The organism is Lysinibacillus agricola (genome assembly GCF_016638705.1).
Classification (GTDB): domain Bacteria; phylum Bacillota; class Bacilli; order Bacillales_A; family Planococcaceae; genus Lysinibacillus; species Lysinibacillus agricola.
Genome location: NZ_CP067341.1, coordinates 3,763,660 through 3,779,511 on the forward strand (window position 1 = coordinate 3,763,660; position 15,852 = coordinate 3,779,511).

The window sequence follows — 15,852 nt, forward strand, 5'->3', positions numbered from 1 at the left end:
CTCCTAGACTAGTTCAATCATGTGATATATTGGTAATAATAAACTTACATATGCGGCAACTATGCACACTGCGATAATGATAAAGAAGGTTGGCTGCACAAATGCAAGGATTCTATGCAATAGTTGCTCTTGCTTTTCTGTCAATAATTCGCTATACAGTACCAGCTCTTTTCCTAAATAGCCACTTTGCTCTCCATGTTCAACAAATGTAGAGAAATCCTTCTGCCAAACTGTCATCAAATTAACAGCCTGTGTCAGCGTATCACCAAAAACAACCCGCTCCTTTATACATCGAGCCAGATGTTGCAGAAATGGTTGAAGTCGTTGCTCCTCTAAAATTTGTAAACTTGCCTGTAAAGAAAATCCGCTTTGTAGCAGACTTCCTAAATACGCAGCAAATTGTCTCGTCAAAGATATTCGTATATAAATCCGAATAAATGGGGTTTTTAGGATAATATTTAGCCGGTGAGCTATTGGTTGTCGCTTGAGATAAAGCTGAAAAATCGAAATGCTACAAATTATTGCAATACCTGCAACAATTAGTGCATCAGGAGAATGCAATAATATTTTTGATAAAGCAATGCTTGTCTCCTCTGTGCCGGTAGTTCGACTTGCCACCATTTTTTCTATATTAGGAAAGAATATGGTGCGAAATACTAAAAACAACAGCAACAAAAATAGCATGAGTACTACTGGATACAAGAGTAGCTTTATTAATTTTTTCTTCGTTGCCTCACTCAAAGCCATTTGCTTTGCCACACCTTTTAGCGTCTCAATCATATGCCCATTATTTTCTGCAACTGTAATGGCTACTAAATGCTGCTTTGAAAGCTGCATTGCTTCAAGAACGCCTGAAACACCGACACCTTGCCTAAGCTTTTCATCGATTAGCTTTTGTATTTCTTCATGCGCTTCAATATGATGGGGTAATAGAATGGAAATAGCCTGATGGAATAAATAACCTTCCTGCATTAACACGCTTAATCGACTAAAAAAATGGGCTTGCTCCCTTACTCGCCATTTGGTTGCCTTTTTGTAATCAAATTGAATCCTCTCAATAAACTTTCGTATTCGCATAGTTCTGCCTCTCTATTAATTCTCTTTGACCTGAAAGCGTTAAATCATGTGGTAGCTCATAGCTAGTTTTTTGCATAATTGCTTTAATGGCCATTTGAAGATGAACATCACTTAATATTTCAAACAATGCACGGCGTTCCTCCTGGACTATCGGTGATTGGAAAAGTGTTTGAGCAACAATTCCTACCACAGTTTGGCGAAGTTCTTCTATTGAAACACCTAAGTCTATAAAACGATAAAGGCAGTTTACCGAATCCTTGGCATGAATGGTCGTTACCACTAAATGACCTGTTAATGAAGCCTCGATTGCGATTTTTGCAGTCTCTTTATCACGTATTTCACCAATCATAATAATGTCAGGTGAGTGGCGTAAAATAGCCTTTAATCCTGTAGCATATGTAACGCCAGCTCGTTCGTTTACTTGAATCTGTAAAAGGTTTGCTTGGTTATTTTCTACAGGATCCTCCAATGAAATGACATGTCGATTTAGCTCTGTCGAACAGTAATGGATTAGAGAATATAAGGATGTTGACTTACCAGAGCCTGTTGCACCTGTGAAACATAAAAGTCCTTGTTGATGTTTCACTAGTTCCATTAACAAGTCTGCTGCATACTTGGAATAAGATAAGGAAGTAAGTGGGAATGCATGATTTTGTAGAAGTAATCGGATAATTAGGCTTTCTTTTAAAAATACCGAGGGAAGTGTAGAAACACGAAAGGCATATTGATCTTGTTCCATAGCTTTTTGGAAGGAGCCGCTTTGGGGTTTGCGACGCTCACTAATATCTAATGCCGATAAAAATTTAAAAAAGGAAATCATTCGTTCCGCAAGATCGTTTGGTAATTCACCTGCTTGGAGCAGCTTATCATATTTTCGAAAATAAATACGATATCGCACACTTTCTGGAACTAATAATAAATCTGATGCACCGAAATGATAGGCTTTTAGTAAAAGTTGCTCACACTTTTGTTCAACAACTGTTTCAAAATTCTGCATATTCGCACCCCTCTTCTGGTTCATTCGAATATGACCGCTCTATTCGTTATTTCCTAGTATAGATACGAACCTGCCACGAGAAAAGCCCTTTTCTTAAAATAAAAATTTGTCATAAAATTTCCTATCAAATATCGTTTTTGCTATAAAATTGTGGATAAGGTGCAAATTTTCATTAAAAATGAACATAAATACATGAAGAAATTAATATTTATGCCGAAAGGAACTGTATCTTTTTCAATAATACAATATAATAGAATCAACATGATTTTTTTCCTAACACTTGGTAGAAGAAATATTATTTGAAAAATTATTATAGAGGTGAAGCAAATGATCCATCCATTAAAAATTACTAGTACATTGGCCGATGAAACTAGATACTCTATTTATGAGTACATCCTGAAAGAGAAGAAAACTGTAACGGTCCAAAATATAGCTGATAAATTCGGCATACATCCAAACGTTGCACGTCTCCACTTAACAAAGCTCTCAGAAATTAATATTATTACAGCTGATTTCGCCAAAACTGGGAAGGGTGGCCGACCTGGTCGTGTTTATAAGGCCTCAGATAAAGGCGTATCATTAACGTTCCCAAGACGTGATGAAAATCGACTACTGAAATGGACAATCCAATTAATTCAGGAATTTGGACCATCTGCAGTAGAAAAATGCCAGAACATTAGCTACGAAGATGGTTACCAGCAAATGAAAAATTATGTAAATGCTGAGTTAAAATTAAATAATACTCTTTCCTTCGAACAAAAGCTTCAGCTATTAACTGACAACGCAGCATTAATTGGCTATATTCCGCAAGTACAGCAAACAGAGTATGGTAAAAAGGTGATATTCTCCATTTTTAATTGTCCTTTCCAAGAGCAGCTTACTACCCACTCAGAAATTGTTTGTTCTTTACATGAATCCTATTTAAAAGGACAATTGGATGCTTTATTTTCTAGCAATGAATTTGTACAAATTGAAAGCATGATACATAATTGCGATTTATGTAAATATGAAATAAACGTGACAGAAATCGATAGCTAATTTAAAAATCCATTTGTTTGTCACAAAGAAGAAGAAGTTCCAGTTTACAGATACCTTTCATATCATTTATAATGAGTAAGAGATTATTGTGTCGTGGGCAAAAGGAGGGGAAATCTTCATGGATAATATGTATAAAGTTATGGCATTCTGGACAGGTATTTTTGCAGTTATGTTCTACCTTGGTGGTATGAACGAGGTATCGCTATTATTCGTAGGTAATACAGGTTTATTCTTATTATTAGGCTTCTTAAACCTTTCAGAACGTATGTACATGTACATTTTCGGAGCATATTTAACTGTATTCTTCGCTGGCTTCACGTACTATACAACATTCATTCACGTACCTGGTGGCGGTCATTAATTAATACAAAGAAAAACGCGTGTCTCATCGAGTGTGAGACACGCTTTTTTATGTAATTTATTCATCAGAGGTAATAGCATAGTAAAATCCCCTTTGCAATTAAATAGGTTAGAATTTAGTTTATTCTATCTATCCTACATAATGCTAGGGGGATTTTTGCATTTTATTAAATTAATTTAGGCTTTAATTTATTAAATCATCGATAAAGACTATGATGATGACCAACATCCTATTGCCCAAGCGGCTCATCGGACGCCCCCAGGAAGCTTTGCTCTGCGCGAAAGCGAAGCGTCAGCGACAATGTTTTATCTGTGCGAAAGCGAAGCGTCAGCGACAAAGCGCCCAGCTGGAACGGAAATCAACCTACGTTATGCTGATGAGCCATTTTTAACTATCGACTAACCTTAAAAACCATTCAAAAAAGGATTTGTCTCCATTTCTGCACCGACCGTTGTATAATTACCATGGCCAGGGTAGATAATAATATCCTCAGGTAGTGTCAATAACTTATCATGAATGGATGTAAGTAATGTTTTTGTTGAGCCTCCAAGTAAATCTGTACGTCCAACACCTTGCTCAAATAGCGTATCTCCAACAATAGCAAAGCCATCATTTTCAAAAATATATGAAATACTACCTGGTGAGTGTCCTGGCGTAAAAATAGCTTTAAAACAAAAATTGCTTATTTCAAATAGCTGTTCTTCTTTAATAATATTTTCATCAGCCGGGGCAGCGACAATATAATCTGGTAATGCTGCGTATTTACTAGAGCCATTCTTTGTTGGATCTCCTAACCAGCTAACTTCTTTTTCATGAATCCATACCGGAACATTAAAAGCTTCACGGACAACATCCACGGCACCGATATGGTCGAAATGTGCATGTGTTAAAAAAATGGCTAATGGTTTTAGATTGTTACTACGTATAGTCTTGATGATTCGATCTGCTTCTTCTCCTGGATCAAATATTAAGCATTCCTTATTTTTATTCGATACGATATAACAATTCGTTTGGACAGGTCCAAGTGAATAACTTCGTACGTTCATCATTGTCATCACCTCAACTTCATATTATACAGCCTTTGCCACAATTTGACGATAAATGTTCATAGTTTACGCTATTTTTGTTCTCGACAAAAACAAGTAGAACGTTTACAATTAAGGAGGAATATTGTTTACGGCATTCATTTTCTGATGTCGAAAGGAGTGTCAATTTTTAATGAACTTATTAATGGTTATTTTTGGTCTAGTAGCGATTTTAGCTGTAGTTGGTACATTCCAAGCAATTAAAGAAAAGAATCTTTTAAGCGTTGTTTTCAACTTATTAAGTGCTGTTGTTTTCGGTTGGTTCGTAATTATGACAGTCGTTAATAGCGGATACCCACCAACATTACACTAAAATTTAGACAGAAAAAAGAGCAGTCTCAAACCGAGACTGCTCTTTTTCTATCTATTTTGGGTTTGAACCCTGCATCCAAGCTGTTTTTTAACTTTTCGAGCATCCATAAGAGGTTACTCTTTTTAACTAAACGATAACCTCTTTCCCTTGAGCTGTTTATTTGGCTTCTGAGCACCTAGAATTTCAATTTGATGTATATAACACTATGTTACATTCAAACATTTCCATATGCTCCTATTTAAGTGTAAAAAGAGGCTCTATAAAATAGGTAGAGGTGAATGATCCAACAATTGTGTCGTTGTATCCACAAAGCAGGAATGTTTGGTAGCCGGTCGGCAGAACATTTCCGTTAAGCTTCACATTGTGTCAGTAGAAACAAAAGCGACAGATAAAATATTGTGCCTCACTCCAACATTTCATGGAAAATCAAAAAAGAGATCTCACTGAACATGAGATCTCTCTTTTTGTTATTTGACTGTTTCTTGCTTCAAGTTACCAGACTTTTCGTCATAGAATCGAAGCAAATCGCCGTTAATGATGGTATCAGAATTTTCTAGTTCCATCGTAGCTCGATCAGCGTACGGCTGACATGGCTCACCATCAATTTCTTCACCAGTAGCTTTGTCATAACAAGCTTCACCAGCATAAACATATTTATCTGTTACAAAACGACCGTCGCGGAAAACAACGAAATCTTCATGCTCTGGTGAGAATAAGTCTGCACCCATTTGCATATCTTTTGAAGTTTCAATGCCAAGAAGGTGTAGAATTGTTGGACGTAAATCCACTTGTCCAGACACCTCTGTCATTTCTTTACCATCACCAGCCCCAGGGATATGGATGAATAAAGGTACTTCTTGTAGCATTGCATTATCAAATGGTGTAATGCTATCTTTTTCTAAATATTGAGCCATCGCTTTGTTGTGGTTTTCTGAAATACCGTAATGGTCACCATACATTACGATAATTGAGTTATCATAAACACCTTGATCTTTTAAACTTTGGAAGAAGTCTTTAAGTGCTTCATCCATATAACGAACTGTTTGGAAGTAACGATTCAATGTACCTGAGTTTGAAGTGTATTCAGGAATCATTACATCTTCAGGATCCAATGTGAATGGATAGTGGTTCGTTAATGTAATTAGACGAGAATAGAACGGTTGTGGCATATCTTTCATTAATGCAGCAGATTGCTCTACGAATGGGATATCTTTCATACCCCAGTTAACCGCTTGCCCTTCGCCAACATTATATGAATCTATATCATAGAATTTATTAATCTTTAATGATTGATACATCATGTCACGATTCCAGAATGATTTATTATTCGGGTGCATGACATTTGTAAAGTAACCATTGTCTCCAAGGCGTTCAGCCATTGAGTTATACGTATTTCCTCCATGTGTGAAGAATACCGCACCACGACCTAAGCCGAACAATGAATTTTCTAATATGAACTCTGAGTCAGAAGTTTTCCCTAATCCAGTTTGGTGATAGAAGTTACTGAAATAATACGTATCTTTATCTTTTGTTAAAGAGTCTAAGAATGGTGTAATTTCATGACCATCCATCTGGTTATTGATTACAAAGTTTTGTAAAGATTCCATTGAAACAACAATTAAATTACGATCCTTGTATTTACCAAACATTTCAGGGTTGACCGCTGCTTGATTAGAACGAATATAGTTGTTCACTTCTACTAATTCACTGCCATCCGCTAATGCACGTTGAGCAGAAGATTTAGATTGAATATAAATATCATACAAATGGTAGTTATAAGTACCAATGTTTTTCACAAGTAATTCGCGGTCAAAGCTACGTGTTAATAATTGCGGACGCTCTGTTTCTGCTAATCCTAAGTTTAAGAAAGACATGGCAATCGCTAATACAAAGAACGCACGACGGAATTCCACATTAACTTTCACTGCAGCTTTCATTCTAGGCACATATTTATTAGCTAAAATTAAAATAAGTACATCGATGAAATACAATAAATCCCAAGGGCTTACAATCGCTGCTACTGAAGTACCTAAATCACTAAAGTTACTTGTCTGGAATAATACTGGTAGCGTAATAAAGTCGTTGTAGAAACGATAGAACGCCACATTTCCATATAAAACGATTGATAAGAGAACACTGACAGTAATAATATAACGATTTTTAGCTTTTGATGATTTAAAGAATAACGCCAAACCATAAGCAAATAGCAAGAAGCTCAATGGATTAATAAACAAAATAAATTGTTGCATCGCATTTTCGATTTTCATATCAAAGCTTGTGTGATAAACAATGACCGTTTTTATCCAAGTTGCTACAATTGCTAGTATCATAAATGAATGTTTAGGCCACTTTATTGATTTCATTCCTAACATCCTCCTTACTTTCTTACAAAAAAAATAATAATTTTTAACAATTTGTTACTGAAACAAAATATATCTTAATCCTTTTTTTACAGATAATCAATAGATATATTTTAGCAAAACTTTTCACCCTGCTCGTCTATGCGCTGAATACTTATATATACGTCTTTGTTTGTAAAAAGTTTCACAAAATCATAAAAACAGTGGAAAGCCACTGTTTCTAAGAATATTACATACATGTTACATTATTTTTACAATACCCCAATTGTATTATATTTTAAACATTATTGATTATTTTCTTTTATGCGAAGTTTTGTTGTTTCTTGTCGAATTAGTAACAATGCCATTTGGTAATCTTTAATATCTAGTACATTTGCTTTATACAACTCGCGAATTTCATCCTCCATTAACATCAAATCACCAATGGGATCTCGTGTATAAATATAAGTGCCATATGTTTTCAATAATTCATAAATATCTAACATTTTGTCCATTTTAATTCGCTCCTCGTTGTGTTACACAGTCAATACGTTTTGTCGGTGTCACAATGATATCTACTGGGCAATCGTGCGCATCTGTAGGAACTTGTTCATATAGCTGCTCATCAAATAACAGCGACATAAGTTTACCCTTTTCATAGTTTAATACATAGCGATCGTAATAACCACCACCGTAGCCAATTCGATAGCCGAACTCATCAAAAACAACGCCTGGAACAAGGATGACATCCATTTCATTTGCGTCAACAAACTCACACTTTTCTGGAATTGGCTCACGCAAATGCATATAAACAGTTTCAAGCTGGGTAAACGATTCAATGGCGTAAAATGACATTTCTCTTGTTTTTGGATTACATTTAGGAACAGCTACTTTTTTACCAAGTTTCCACAGTTCTTTCATTAAATGAATTGTGTCGACTTCTGGCTTATTAGAAATAGTGATGCCGATAGTATTTGCTTCTATTATATATGGTTCCTGTAGCACTTTTTTTGCTACAGTAAAAGATTGGTCACGGTAAGCTACTTCACTCATTTTAGCAAGAATTTCTCTTACCTCGTTCCGTAAAGTTGTTTTATCCATGCTAAGCTACCTCCTAATCAATTTCGCCTTGGCGTAATTGCGTCCGGATTTTGAATTGTGCCCGGGCCTGCACGAGGGCCGACACGATGTCGGTCATTTCGGTAATGCCACAGGACGTGGCGTTTTTACCGACGCAGGTCAGTTAGCTGTTTTCGCAGGATGCGAAGGTTTTAGGCTAACATCCTTTAATCATTCCTTTGAAAATCCGTGACATCCGCCGGAGGCTTTATCGAAGATAAAATGTAGAAAGCCAAAACCACTTGTGGTTTTGGCTTAATGAGCGATTACTTAGTTTCACGGTGAAGAGTGTATTTCTTCTCGCGAGAGCAATATTTTTTAAGTTCAAGACGCTCTGGATTGTTACGCTTGTTCTTTTTTGAAATGTAGTTACGTTCGCCGCAATCTGTGCAAGCTAAAGTAATGTTTACGCGCATTATTAACCCTCCCACTCTATATCAAGAATTAAAATTTGAGCATGATTTATACGACTAACCTATTATAACACAAATTGAAAAAAAATCTACCTTCATTTCATATTAAGTTTGGCTATGGTAAAATATCTTATAATTACATAACTTAATGAGGTGAAACTAATGGATTTATCCATCATACTTATGATTATTGGGATCCTTCTAATCATTGTGTCGTTCTTTGTCAAAAATAGCTCTAAAAAAGTCGAACAAGATTTAGAAGAGCTATCTATCTCTATTTTTCAAGAAACAAATAATCTAAAACGTCGTCTAAAAATTGTCGAGGAGGAGCTGTTATTAGAGCCAGAATTCCAAGTTAAATCACCGTCAGCTCAAAATAACGCGGTACCAGATCCGAAAGTCCAACAGGTTATGCATGCTGTTCAACAGGCTGCTCAGACATCGAAAGCAGGACAAACTGCTTTAAAAGCGAAACCTATACATCAAATTATTATAAGTCAGGTGCTTGAACTAAATAAGCAGGGTCTTTCTGTAGCCGATATAAGCCTTCGCTCAAATTTAACAGAAGAGCAAGTTCGACAAGTGATTGCAAATGGAGGTCAGTAATTCATGAATAAATCCGCTATCCGTGCATTTGGCATTGCACTTTTTCTTGTCGGTGCTTTGCTAGCTTTAGCAACTCGTTTTGATCTCAATATCGGTCTACCAACTGAAGCTTCCTCAAGTGCGGAAAATACAGGGGAGCTGCAAAAACAACTTGAACAGGCAAATAAAGAAATTACTTTGTTAAAAGAACAAGCTAAGCAATCTCCAAAGGAAAAAACTCAGAAGACTGATGAATCTGAAACAAAGGCTAAAGACAATCATGAGTCGGTAGATGCCCCGGCCGATGTTACCACTATGACACTCCAAATTTACAGCGGTATTACACCATATATAGTGGCGCAAAAGCTTGAAGATGGTGGCATCATCGAAAATAGTGTTGAAATGGAACTTTTACTTGCTAACCCTAAATACGCTCGAAGCTTACAAATTGGCTCCTATGAAATCAATTCTTCGATGTCCTTAGAGGAAATTGCTAACTTGATTACAGGGAAAAAGCAATAAATTTTTGAAAATATCCCGTATAAAAATGGCTGTCACCAAAAATCGCACAACTGATTTTTGATGACAGCCTATTTTGTTTAGTTTACGAAACTAGTTCTAAAAAGGCTTGCATCATTAGACTGCCCTTTTCCGTACCAATGGATTCTGGATGAAATTGTAGTCCAAAAAGTGGGTACTCCTTATGTTGAATCGCCATAATTTCACCATCATCAGTGGAGGTTGCTAAAATATTGAAATCCTCATGTAATGTGCTTTGCTCAATGACGAGGGAATGATAGCGCATTACTTCGATTTTACCGTCTAACTGAGCAAATAAGGCTGTTTTTTCATATTGAAGCGTAGATAATTTTCCATGCATAATATTTTTAGCTTGAACGATGCTACTCCCAAAAGCCTGACCTATCGATTGGTGTCCAAGACAAATGCCTAAAATCGGAAATTTCGTATAAAGTTCTTTAACAACATCCACCGTTATCCCTGCATCAGTTGGCGTACCTGGGCCAGGCGATAAAACAATGGCTTCTGGTTGCATTTTCTTAATGTCTTCTATTGTCATTTCGTCATTACGCACTACTTTTACGTCTTTCTCAAGCATGCTTATTTGTTGAAATAAATTATATGTGAATGAATCATAATTATCGATCAATAAAATCATTGTTTCACCTCCAATAGCGCGCGAGCTTTATTGAGTGTTTCCTCGTATTCAGACAATGACACAGAATCGTACACAATACCAGCCCCTGCCTGAACATGGGCACGATGGTCCTTAATGATCATTGTACGAATGGCTAGAGCTAAATCTATATCCCCTGTCGTGGAAATATAGCCTACTGCACCTGCGTAGACACCACGCTTTACGGGCTCTAGCTCATTGATTAGCTGCATAGCACGAATTTTCGGTGCTCCTGATACTGTACCAGCAGGCAAGCATGCTTGAAGAACATCCACAACATGTACATCATCACGTAATTCGCCGATAACCTCTGATACAATATGCATAACATATTTATAGCGATCAATATTCATATATTTCACAAGCTTCACAGAACCGACTTTTGCAATTCGCCCAAGATCATTTCGGCCTAAATCCACTAACATTCGATGTTCAGCGATTTCTTTTTCATCTTTTAGTAGCGCTTCAGCAATCGCTTTATCCTGCTCCTCTGTTTTGCCTCTAGGTTTCGTTCCTGCGATAGGATTTGTCGTTACCTTTCGATCCTTTACCTTGACGAGACTTTCAGGAGATGTTCCTAAAATGGTATAGTCTCCAAAATCCATATAAAACATATATGGTGAAGGATTAGAAGTACGCAACTGACGATATAAAGCAAAAGGATTACCTGTATAGGATGAAGTGAAACGTTGTGATAAGACAATTTGGAAAATGTCACCCTTACAAATATGCTGTTTAGCGCGGTCAACCATTGCTACAAAATTTTCTTTTGCAATTATTGGCTGGAAATTTAGTTCTCCTAGTGTCATCACGTCAAACGTTGCTCCAGCATAAAGCTGCTCCTCCATTGTAGAGATAGCCAACTCCATCGCTTCAAGAGAACGCCCTTCATCAAATAAATCAATCGCTGCTAATGTAAGTTCTTGCTTCAGATGATCAAAAACAATAAATGTATCATAGAAAAAGACATGAACATCTGGCATTTCTAAATCATCATGCAAATATTCACCAATTTTTTCTGCATAAAATGCTGTTTCGTAGCCAAAGAAACCAATGGCTCCTCCAAAAAAGGCAAAAGGGTATTGTGCTTCATGGAAAGGCATAACTTGCTTTAATTTTGCTAATACATTATCGCTCGCTTTTTCCATTTCTCCGCCTTTAGTAAAAGAATAACCATCTCTATCCCCAATCAGTTCTGCAACTGGGTTAACGGCGATAAACGAGTAACGCCCACTTTCCTCATGCTTGGCAGATGATTCGAAAAGCATTTTATGCTTCCCTTCAAGTGATTGATAAACGGAAATCGGCGTCATCATATCACCCTGCAATGCCTTCATGGCAAACTTTCTAAGCTCAACTGTCATACTCTTTTCTCTCCTTCTCTACGCTCTGCTCTTCTACACCAAAATTTATCAATTATGCATTGGCGTAATGGACGCTGTCATTTCATTAGCACTTCCCTTTCGCTTATATAAACATTGCGTCCGGATTTTGAACTGTGTAAACACTATTCATTTCGCCAAAACATATAAAAAGGCCCTTCCATCACAAAAGGACGGAAAAGCCGTGGTGCCACCTTCATTGATCTTTTAATAAATTATGCTCCGGCATAATTGCGTCCACAATCGGCTTTGTACTTGCACAAAGAACTCCTTTCCGATTACATGACACCCGCTGACAGAGGTTAAAAGATCCACTCTATGCCCTATAACGTAGGCAAACGCTAATCCATACTTTATTCAGGATTAGAGCTCCGAAGTCCATTCACCATTCATTTGTACTAGTTTCCACCAGCCACTAGCTCTCTACAACAAATAATAATAGCTACTACTCTTCATCAAAGCTGATTACTAGTTTTCATTGTAAAACAAAAAAACTAACAATTCAAATTATTTTTTACTACGAAGCCATTCATCTTCAGCTGCATTAGCTAGCTCAATATTTAGCTCCTCAAATATTTGACGAATAGCAAATAAAATATCCTGTCGTACATTTAGCATCACTGCCGTATCATTTGTCGCCACAAAAAAACGCACAAGGATACGATAAGAGGTTGGATAAAATTCATCTATAAATACATGAATCATTTCTTTTTCTGTTTTGGCATGCAAATAAATTTCCTTTTGAATGGCACTTAAAGCACTGCGTAATTTTTCTTCTTCATTTTCAGCATTTACGAACAAAAATTGCTCACATTTTCGTTTTTCTCGCTTCGATAAATTATAGATTGGTCGATTTACTAAATAGGAGTTCGGGACATAGACAAGTCCTTTATCAACAGTTTGAATTAAGGTACTTCGAAGATTAATATCCTCAATTGTTCCTTCAATTTTTTGATCCTCTGTCGCTATCCAATCACCAATTTGAAATGGGTTATCTAATGCAACTGACATTCCACCAAAAACATGTGCCAATGTATCTCGAATTCCAAAGGCAATAGCTACACCAGTTAAACCGATACCCGTTAAAAAGCCATTCAAGTTAAAATCCCAGAATGAAGCGATTGTAAACATCGCCAATATCATGATAAGCACTTTTCCTATACGAAGAAAAAAAGGTAAAAGGACATTTGTTTCCTCTTCATTATTCAACGGTAATGGCTGTTTTGTATAAAAATGTAATACATCGTATACTCCTTTAAAGGCAAAAAACACCATGATGGACAACACAAAATTTTTAGTTGCTACATGTGTAAACAAAAAGATTTGTAATAGGATCGACAAGCTGAGAACAATCACTGCAGACATAAATGCATAGCGAATCGCTTTATTAAATTGTGCAAGAACTGTTGCCTGAAAGTCTCGCTGATGATTTCTCAAAAATACAACTATACGATTAATAATTTTCTTTATAACAAAATGTTGAAAAAGCCAGCCAACGACAAAAAGAGAGATGGCAATAATAACGTCCATCCACGTCGGTGCTGTAATATTCGGTAATAACCATTTCAATGAATCCATGTCATTCTCCTCTAACTACTATGTATTTCACAGAAAAGAAGCCGATCCACAATAATAACGATCAGCTCCTTTTTTTATTGAATAGCATCATCCGCAAAAAAAGCCTTTTTGGCAAACCAAAATTGCTGCTCATTAAAATTATGTTCCTGCATGGCGACAACTGAAAATTCAGCATAATACTTACGCTTCATTTCCTCTAGAATAGTTTTCGCTTGCTTTCCAACAAGATGCTGCCCATCAATAGGAGTACCTTCAGTAAAAATAATAATATCTGCTTCTGTACAATCTTGATTTTCCTGGAGTAAGCCCTTCACAAAATGTAACACAGGCAGAATTGCTGCTTCTCCCTTTGCCTTATATTCAATAAAATCCTTAAAATCGGATAAATTTAAATGACCATTTTCAAATCGATAATGTACATGAATTTGACAGTCATAAGGGACGATATATAAGTCTCGTCGTTCCCGATGTGCATTCATAAATAACGATAAAATCATACTTTTACAAAGCTCAGAATATGCCACCATACCAGTTGTTTGTTCAAGACAGATAATAAGTGGACCCGAGTCTTTTTTGTACTCTTCAAACGGAACATATAGGATATTTCCTTTTTTTGTTGTTTGATGCTTTAGCTTTTGACGCCTAGCTTCCTGGGACTTTTGCTCATAATACAAGCGCTGTTCTTTTCCATTAGCTAATCGTTCTGCTTGTTCAATAGCTGGTATATTTTCACGAATTTCATGCATGATATCTGCCAATTCGAGTGCAAATGCTGCCATATTTCGTAATGTTTCACTCTTGTAAAAATAGTCAATAAAAAAATGTTGTTCCTTGTCACTTAATTCCTCAAGATGTAAGTTTTCATATAAAAAACGTAAAAAGTCACGTTGTTCTGATGTAATTTCCAGATTAAATTTCTCTATGAGTGATTCTACAGCGTCTTTCACGAAGCAGCACCTCCTAAGCACATTTTTTTGGATAATGTCTATAGTATAACCAAAATAATTTTTTGACAATACAATAACGTTTGCCGTATTTTGACGCTATTTTGATTAACAATGTTGCTGTTACTTAATAATGTCTTGAGCAGTTTATTCGGATTAAGCGTTCTCACTTCTATTTATTCCTGTAGCTCTACTTGTATTTAATAAAGAAGAGGCGATCATAATTCGCTCTTCTCCTCATAGTGTTGGATAACAAAATGGCAAGGAAATCTTTGTGAATATTGTGGCGCTTTAAATGAGGATGATTTGCCGCCTAGGCGACTCACTTTCGCACAGATACATTGCTGAAGTTGTGTTTTATCGCTACAAGTTAGAGTGATATGCCAGAAAGATACATACTAAGTGAAGTAGTTGATCTTCGTTCCGACTGGGCGACTCCTTGGGGATTAGCGTCACAGATGACCCTGGAGCGAAGCGGATGTTTTCTGTGCGAAAGCGAAGCAGCAGCAACAATGTTTTATCTGTGCGAAAGCGAAGCGACAGCAACAATGTTTTATCTGTGCGAAAGCGAAGCGACAGCAACAATGTTTTATCTGTGCGAAAGCGAAGCGGCAGCAACAAAGCGCTCAGTCGAAACGGAAATCAACCCCTCGTTTTTGCCGAGGAGTTATACACGATTAAGATGACACCTTAATTTCATTGACAAAATAGTTATTCAACACCATGAAAAAAAGAGCCTATAATTGGCTCTTTGTTTACTAATTATTTAATTCATAATGTTTGCCTTTGACTAAGTAAAATAAGTGTTCAGCAATATTTGTTGCATGGTCAGCTGAGCGCTCTAAATATCGACAAACAAATGTTAAATGTGTGATTTGAGAAATATATGCTGGATTTTCTGCTCCTGCACGCATCAATAAAGTTATTGTCGCTCCATATAAATCATCGACATAATCATCTAGTTCCGCAATTTCCTTGGCACGAACAGTATCTTCCTCCGTAAAGGCTTTTATAATACTCTCCAACATTTCTACTGTTTTGTTACACATCGTTTGCAAATTTGTTGTAGGAAAGACAAGTGGCTCTTTTCCAATACGAATCGTCTCTTTGGCAATATTAACCGCATAGTCTCCTACTCTTTCCATATCCGATGCCGCTTTGACAAGCACCATGAGACGACGTAAATCAGTAGCTACAGGCTGTTGCTTAGCAATCATTAAAATAACATGATCATTGATTTCTTCCTCAAGTCGATTGATAACTAGATCGTCCTCAAGAATTTTTAAGGATTTCTCTAAATCCTGCTCTAATAATGCTTCAAATGCTAATTTAAGAGCGTTGATACTACTATTGGCAATTTCGATAAATTGCGCTTGGACTTCTTTTAACTCCTGCTCAAAACGTTCACGTACGACCATCTTTTGCT

The 15,852-nt window shown here is 36.5% G+C and carries 18 protein-coding genes and 1 other annotated feature; of the genes, 6 read left to right on the forward strand and 12 right to left on the reverse strand.

Features of this window, described 5'->3' with window-relative positions:
• Window positions 1-3 precede the first annotated feature (3 nt).
• Together comGB and comGA are read right to left on the reverse strand one after the other, a co-directional pair.
• A complete protein-coding gene (gene comGB / locus FJQ98_RS18740; RefSeq protein ID WP_053595142.1) occupies window positions 4-1,077 on the reverse strand; it encodes a competence type IV pilus assembly protein ComGB in 1,074 nt (357 codons plus the stop codon).
• Window positions 1,055-2,074 (reverse strand): competence type IV pilus ATPase ComGA, encoded by a 1,020-nt coding sequence (gene comGA / locus FJQ98_RS18745; protein WP_053595143.1) that lies wholly within the window; start codon window positions 2,072-2,074, stop codon window positions 1,055-1,057. Before comGA ends, comGB begins: the two co-directional genes overlap by 23 nt.
• Window positions 2,075-2,401: 327 nt before the next feature.
• Between comGA and FJQ98_RS18750 the strand changes: the two genes are divergently transcribed.
• On the forward strand, window positions 2,402-3,112 hold the full coding sequence (locus FJQ98_RS18750) for a helix-turn-helix transcriptional regulator (RefSeq protein WP_053595144.1): 711 nt from the start codon (window positions 2,402-2,404) through the stop codon (window positions 3,110-3,112).
• A gap of 118 nt (window positions 3,113-3,230) precedes the next feature.
• Window positions 3,231-3,473, forward strand: coding sequence for a DUF2626 family protein (locus tag FJQ98_RS18755; RefSeq protein ID WP_024361272.1), 243 nt, complete (start codon window positions 3,231-3,233; stop codon window positions 3,471-3,473).
• A 404-nt stretch (window positions 3,474-3,877) separates the two neighbouring features.
• On the opposite strand, the gene FJQ98_RS18760 is transcribed toward FJQ98_RS18755, so the two are convergent.
• A complete protein-coding gene (locus FJQ98_RS18760; RefSeq protein ID WP_053595145.1) occupies window positions 3,878-4,522 on the reverse strand; it encodes an MBL fold metallo-hydrolase in 645 nt (214 codons plus the stop codon).
• 169 nt (window positions 4,523-4,691) lie between these two features.
• On the opposite strand from FJQ98_RS18760, the gene FJQ98_RS18765 reads away from it, so the two are divergent.
• Window positions 4,692-4,871 (forward strand): DUF2759 domain-containing protein, encoded by a 180-nt coding sequence (locus FJQ98_RS18765; RefSeq protein ID WP_053595146.1) that lies wholly within the window; start codon window positions 4,692-4,694, stop codon window positions 4,869-4,871.
• Between the two features lie 467 nt (window positions 4,872-5,338).
• Here FJQ98_RS18765 and FJQ98_RS18770 read toward each other — a convergent pair whose 3' ends face one another.
• The 4 genes from FJQ98_RS18770 to rpmG form a co-directional block, all read right to left on the reverse strand.
• Window positions 5,339-7,234 carry an LTA synthase family protein gene (locus FJQ98_RS18770; protein ID WP_053595147.1) on the reverse strand — a complete coding sequence of 632 codons (1,896 nt, stop codon included), beginning with the start codon at window positions 7,232-7,234 and terminating at the stop codon, window positions 5,339-5,341.
• A 281-nt stretch (window positions 7,235-7,515) separates the two neighbouring features.
• Window positions 7,516-7,725: a YqgQ family protein gene (locus tag FJQ98_RS18775; protein WP_053595148.1), complete on the reverse strand. Its 210-nt coding sequence runs from the start codon at window positions 7,723-7,725 to the stop codon at window positions 7,516-7,518.
• Window position 7,726: 1 nt separating this feature from the next.
• Window positions 7,727-8,311 carry a 5-formyltetrahydrofolate cyclo-ligase gene (locus tag FJQ98_RS18780; RefSeq protein ID WP_053595149.1) on the reverse strand — a complete coding sequence of 195 codons (585 nt, stop codon included), beginning with the start codon at window positions 8,309-8,311 and terminating at the stop codon, window positions 7,727-7,729.
• A 284-nt stretch (window positions 8,312-8,595) separates the two neighbouring features.
• The gene (gene rpmG / locus FJQ98_RS18785) at window positions 8,596-8,745 is read right to left on the reverse strand and encodes a 50S ribosomal protein L33 (protein WP_008408521.1); all 150 of its coding nucleotides are present in this window, start codon (window positions 8,743-8,745) and stop codon (window positions 8,596-8,598) included.
• A gap of 159 nt (window positions 8,746-8,904) precedes the next feature.
• Here rpmG and FJQ98_RS18790 point away from each other — a divergent pair, with 159 nt between their 5' ends.
• Entirely contained in the window at window positions 8,905-9,348 is a 444-nt protein-coding gene (locus FJQ98_RS18790; RefSeq protein ID WP_053595150.1) for a hypothetical protein, read from the forward strand.
• A 3-nt stretch (window positions 9,349-9,351) separates the two neighbouring features.
• Window positions 9,352-9,849, forward strand: a complete 498-nt coding sequence (locus FJQ98_RS18795; protein WP_053595151.1) for a hypothetical protein — start codon at window positions 9,352-9,354, stop codon at window positions 9,847-9,849.
• Between the two features lie 82 nt (window positions 9,850-9,931).
• Here FJQ98_RS18795 and FJQ98_RS18800 read toward each other — a convergent pair whose 3' ends face one another.
• The 4 genes from FJQ98_RS18800 to FJQ98_RS18815 all read right to left on the reverse strand — a co-directional run bounded on the left by FJQ98_RS18800 (window position 9,932) and on the right by FJQ98_RS18815 (window position 14,429).
• Window positions 9,932-10,504: an anthranilate synthase component II gene (locus FJQ98_RS18800; RefSeq protein ID WP_053595152.1), complete on the reverse strand. Its 573-nt coding sequence runs from the start codon at window positions 10,502-10,504 to the stop codon at window positions 9,932-9,934.
• A complete protein-coding gene (gene trpE, locus FJQ98_RS18805) occupies window positions 10,501-11,886 on the reverse strand; it encodes an anthranilate synthase component I (protein WP_053595153.1) in 1,386 nt (461 codons plus the stop codon). The genes FJQ98_RS18800 and trpE overlap by 4 nt, the downstream gene beginning before the upstream one ends.
• A gap of 184 nt (window positions 11,887-12,070) precedes the next feature.
• Window positions 12,071-12,372 (reverse strand) — a binding site (T-box leader).
• Window positions 12,373-12,411: 39 nt separating this feature from the next.
• Window positions 12,412-13,482 carry a mechanosensitive ion channel family protein gene (locus tag FJQ98_RS18810; protein WP_053595154.1) on the reverse strand — a complete coding sequence of 357 codons (1,071 nt, stop codon included), beginning with the start codon at window positions 13,480-13,482 and terminating at the stop codon, window positions 12,412-12,414.
• 74 nt (window positions 13,483-13,556) lie between these two features.
• Window positions 13,557-14,429 (reverse strand): vWA domain-containing protein, encoded by an 873-nt coding sequence (locus FJQ98_RS18815; RefSeq protein WP_053595155.1) that lies wholly within the window; start codon window positions 14,427-14,429, stop codon window positions 13,557-13,559.
• 377 nt (window positions 14,430-14,806) lie between these two features.
• Here FJQ98_RS18815 and FJQ98_RS18820 point away from each other — a divergent pair, with 377 nt between their 5' ends.
• Entirely contained in the window at window positions 14,807-15,112 is a 306-nt protein-coding gene (locus FJQ98_RS18820; RefSeq protein WP_143114823.1) for a hypothetical protein, read from the forward strand.
• A gap of 72 nt (window positions 15,113-15,184) precedes the next feature.
• Here the strand turns inward: FJQ98_RS18820 and phoU are convergent, their stop codons facing one another.
• Complete coding sequence (gene phoU / locus FJQ98_RS18825) at window positions 15,185-15,844, reverse strand: phosphate signaling complex protein PhoU (RefSeq protein WP_053595156.1); 660 nt, start codon at window positions 15,842-15,844, stop codon at window positions 15,185-15,187.
• Window positions 15,845-15,852 lie beyond the last annotated feature (8 nt).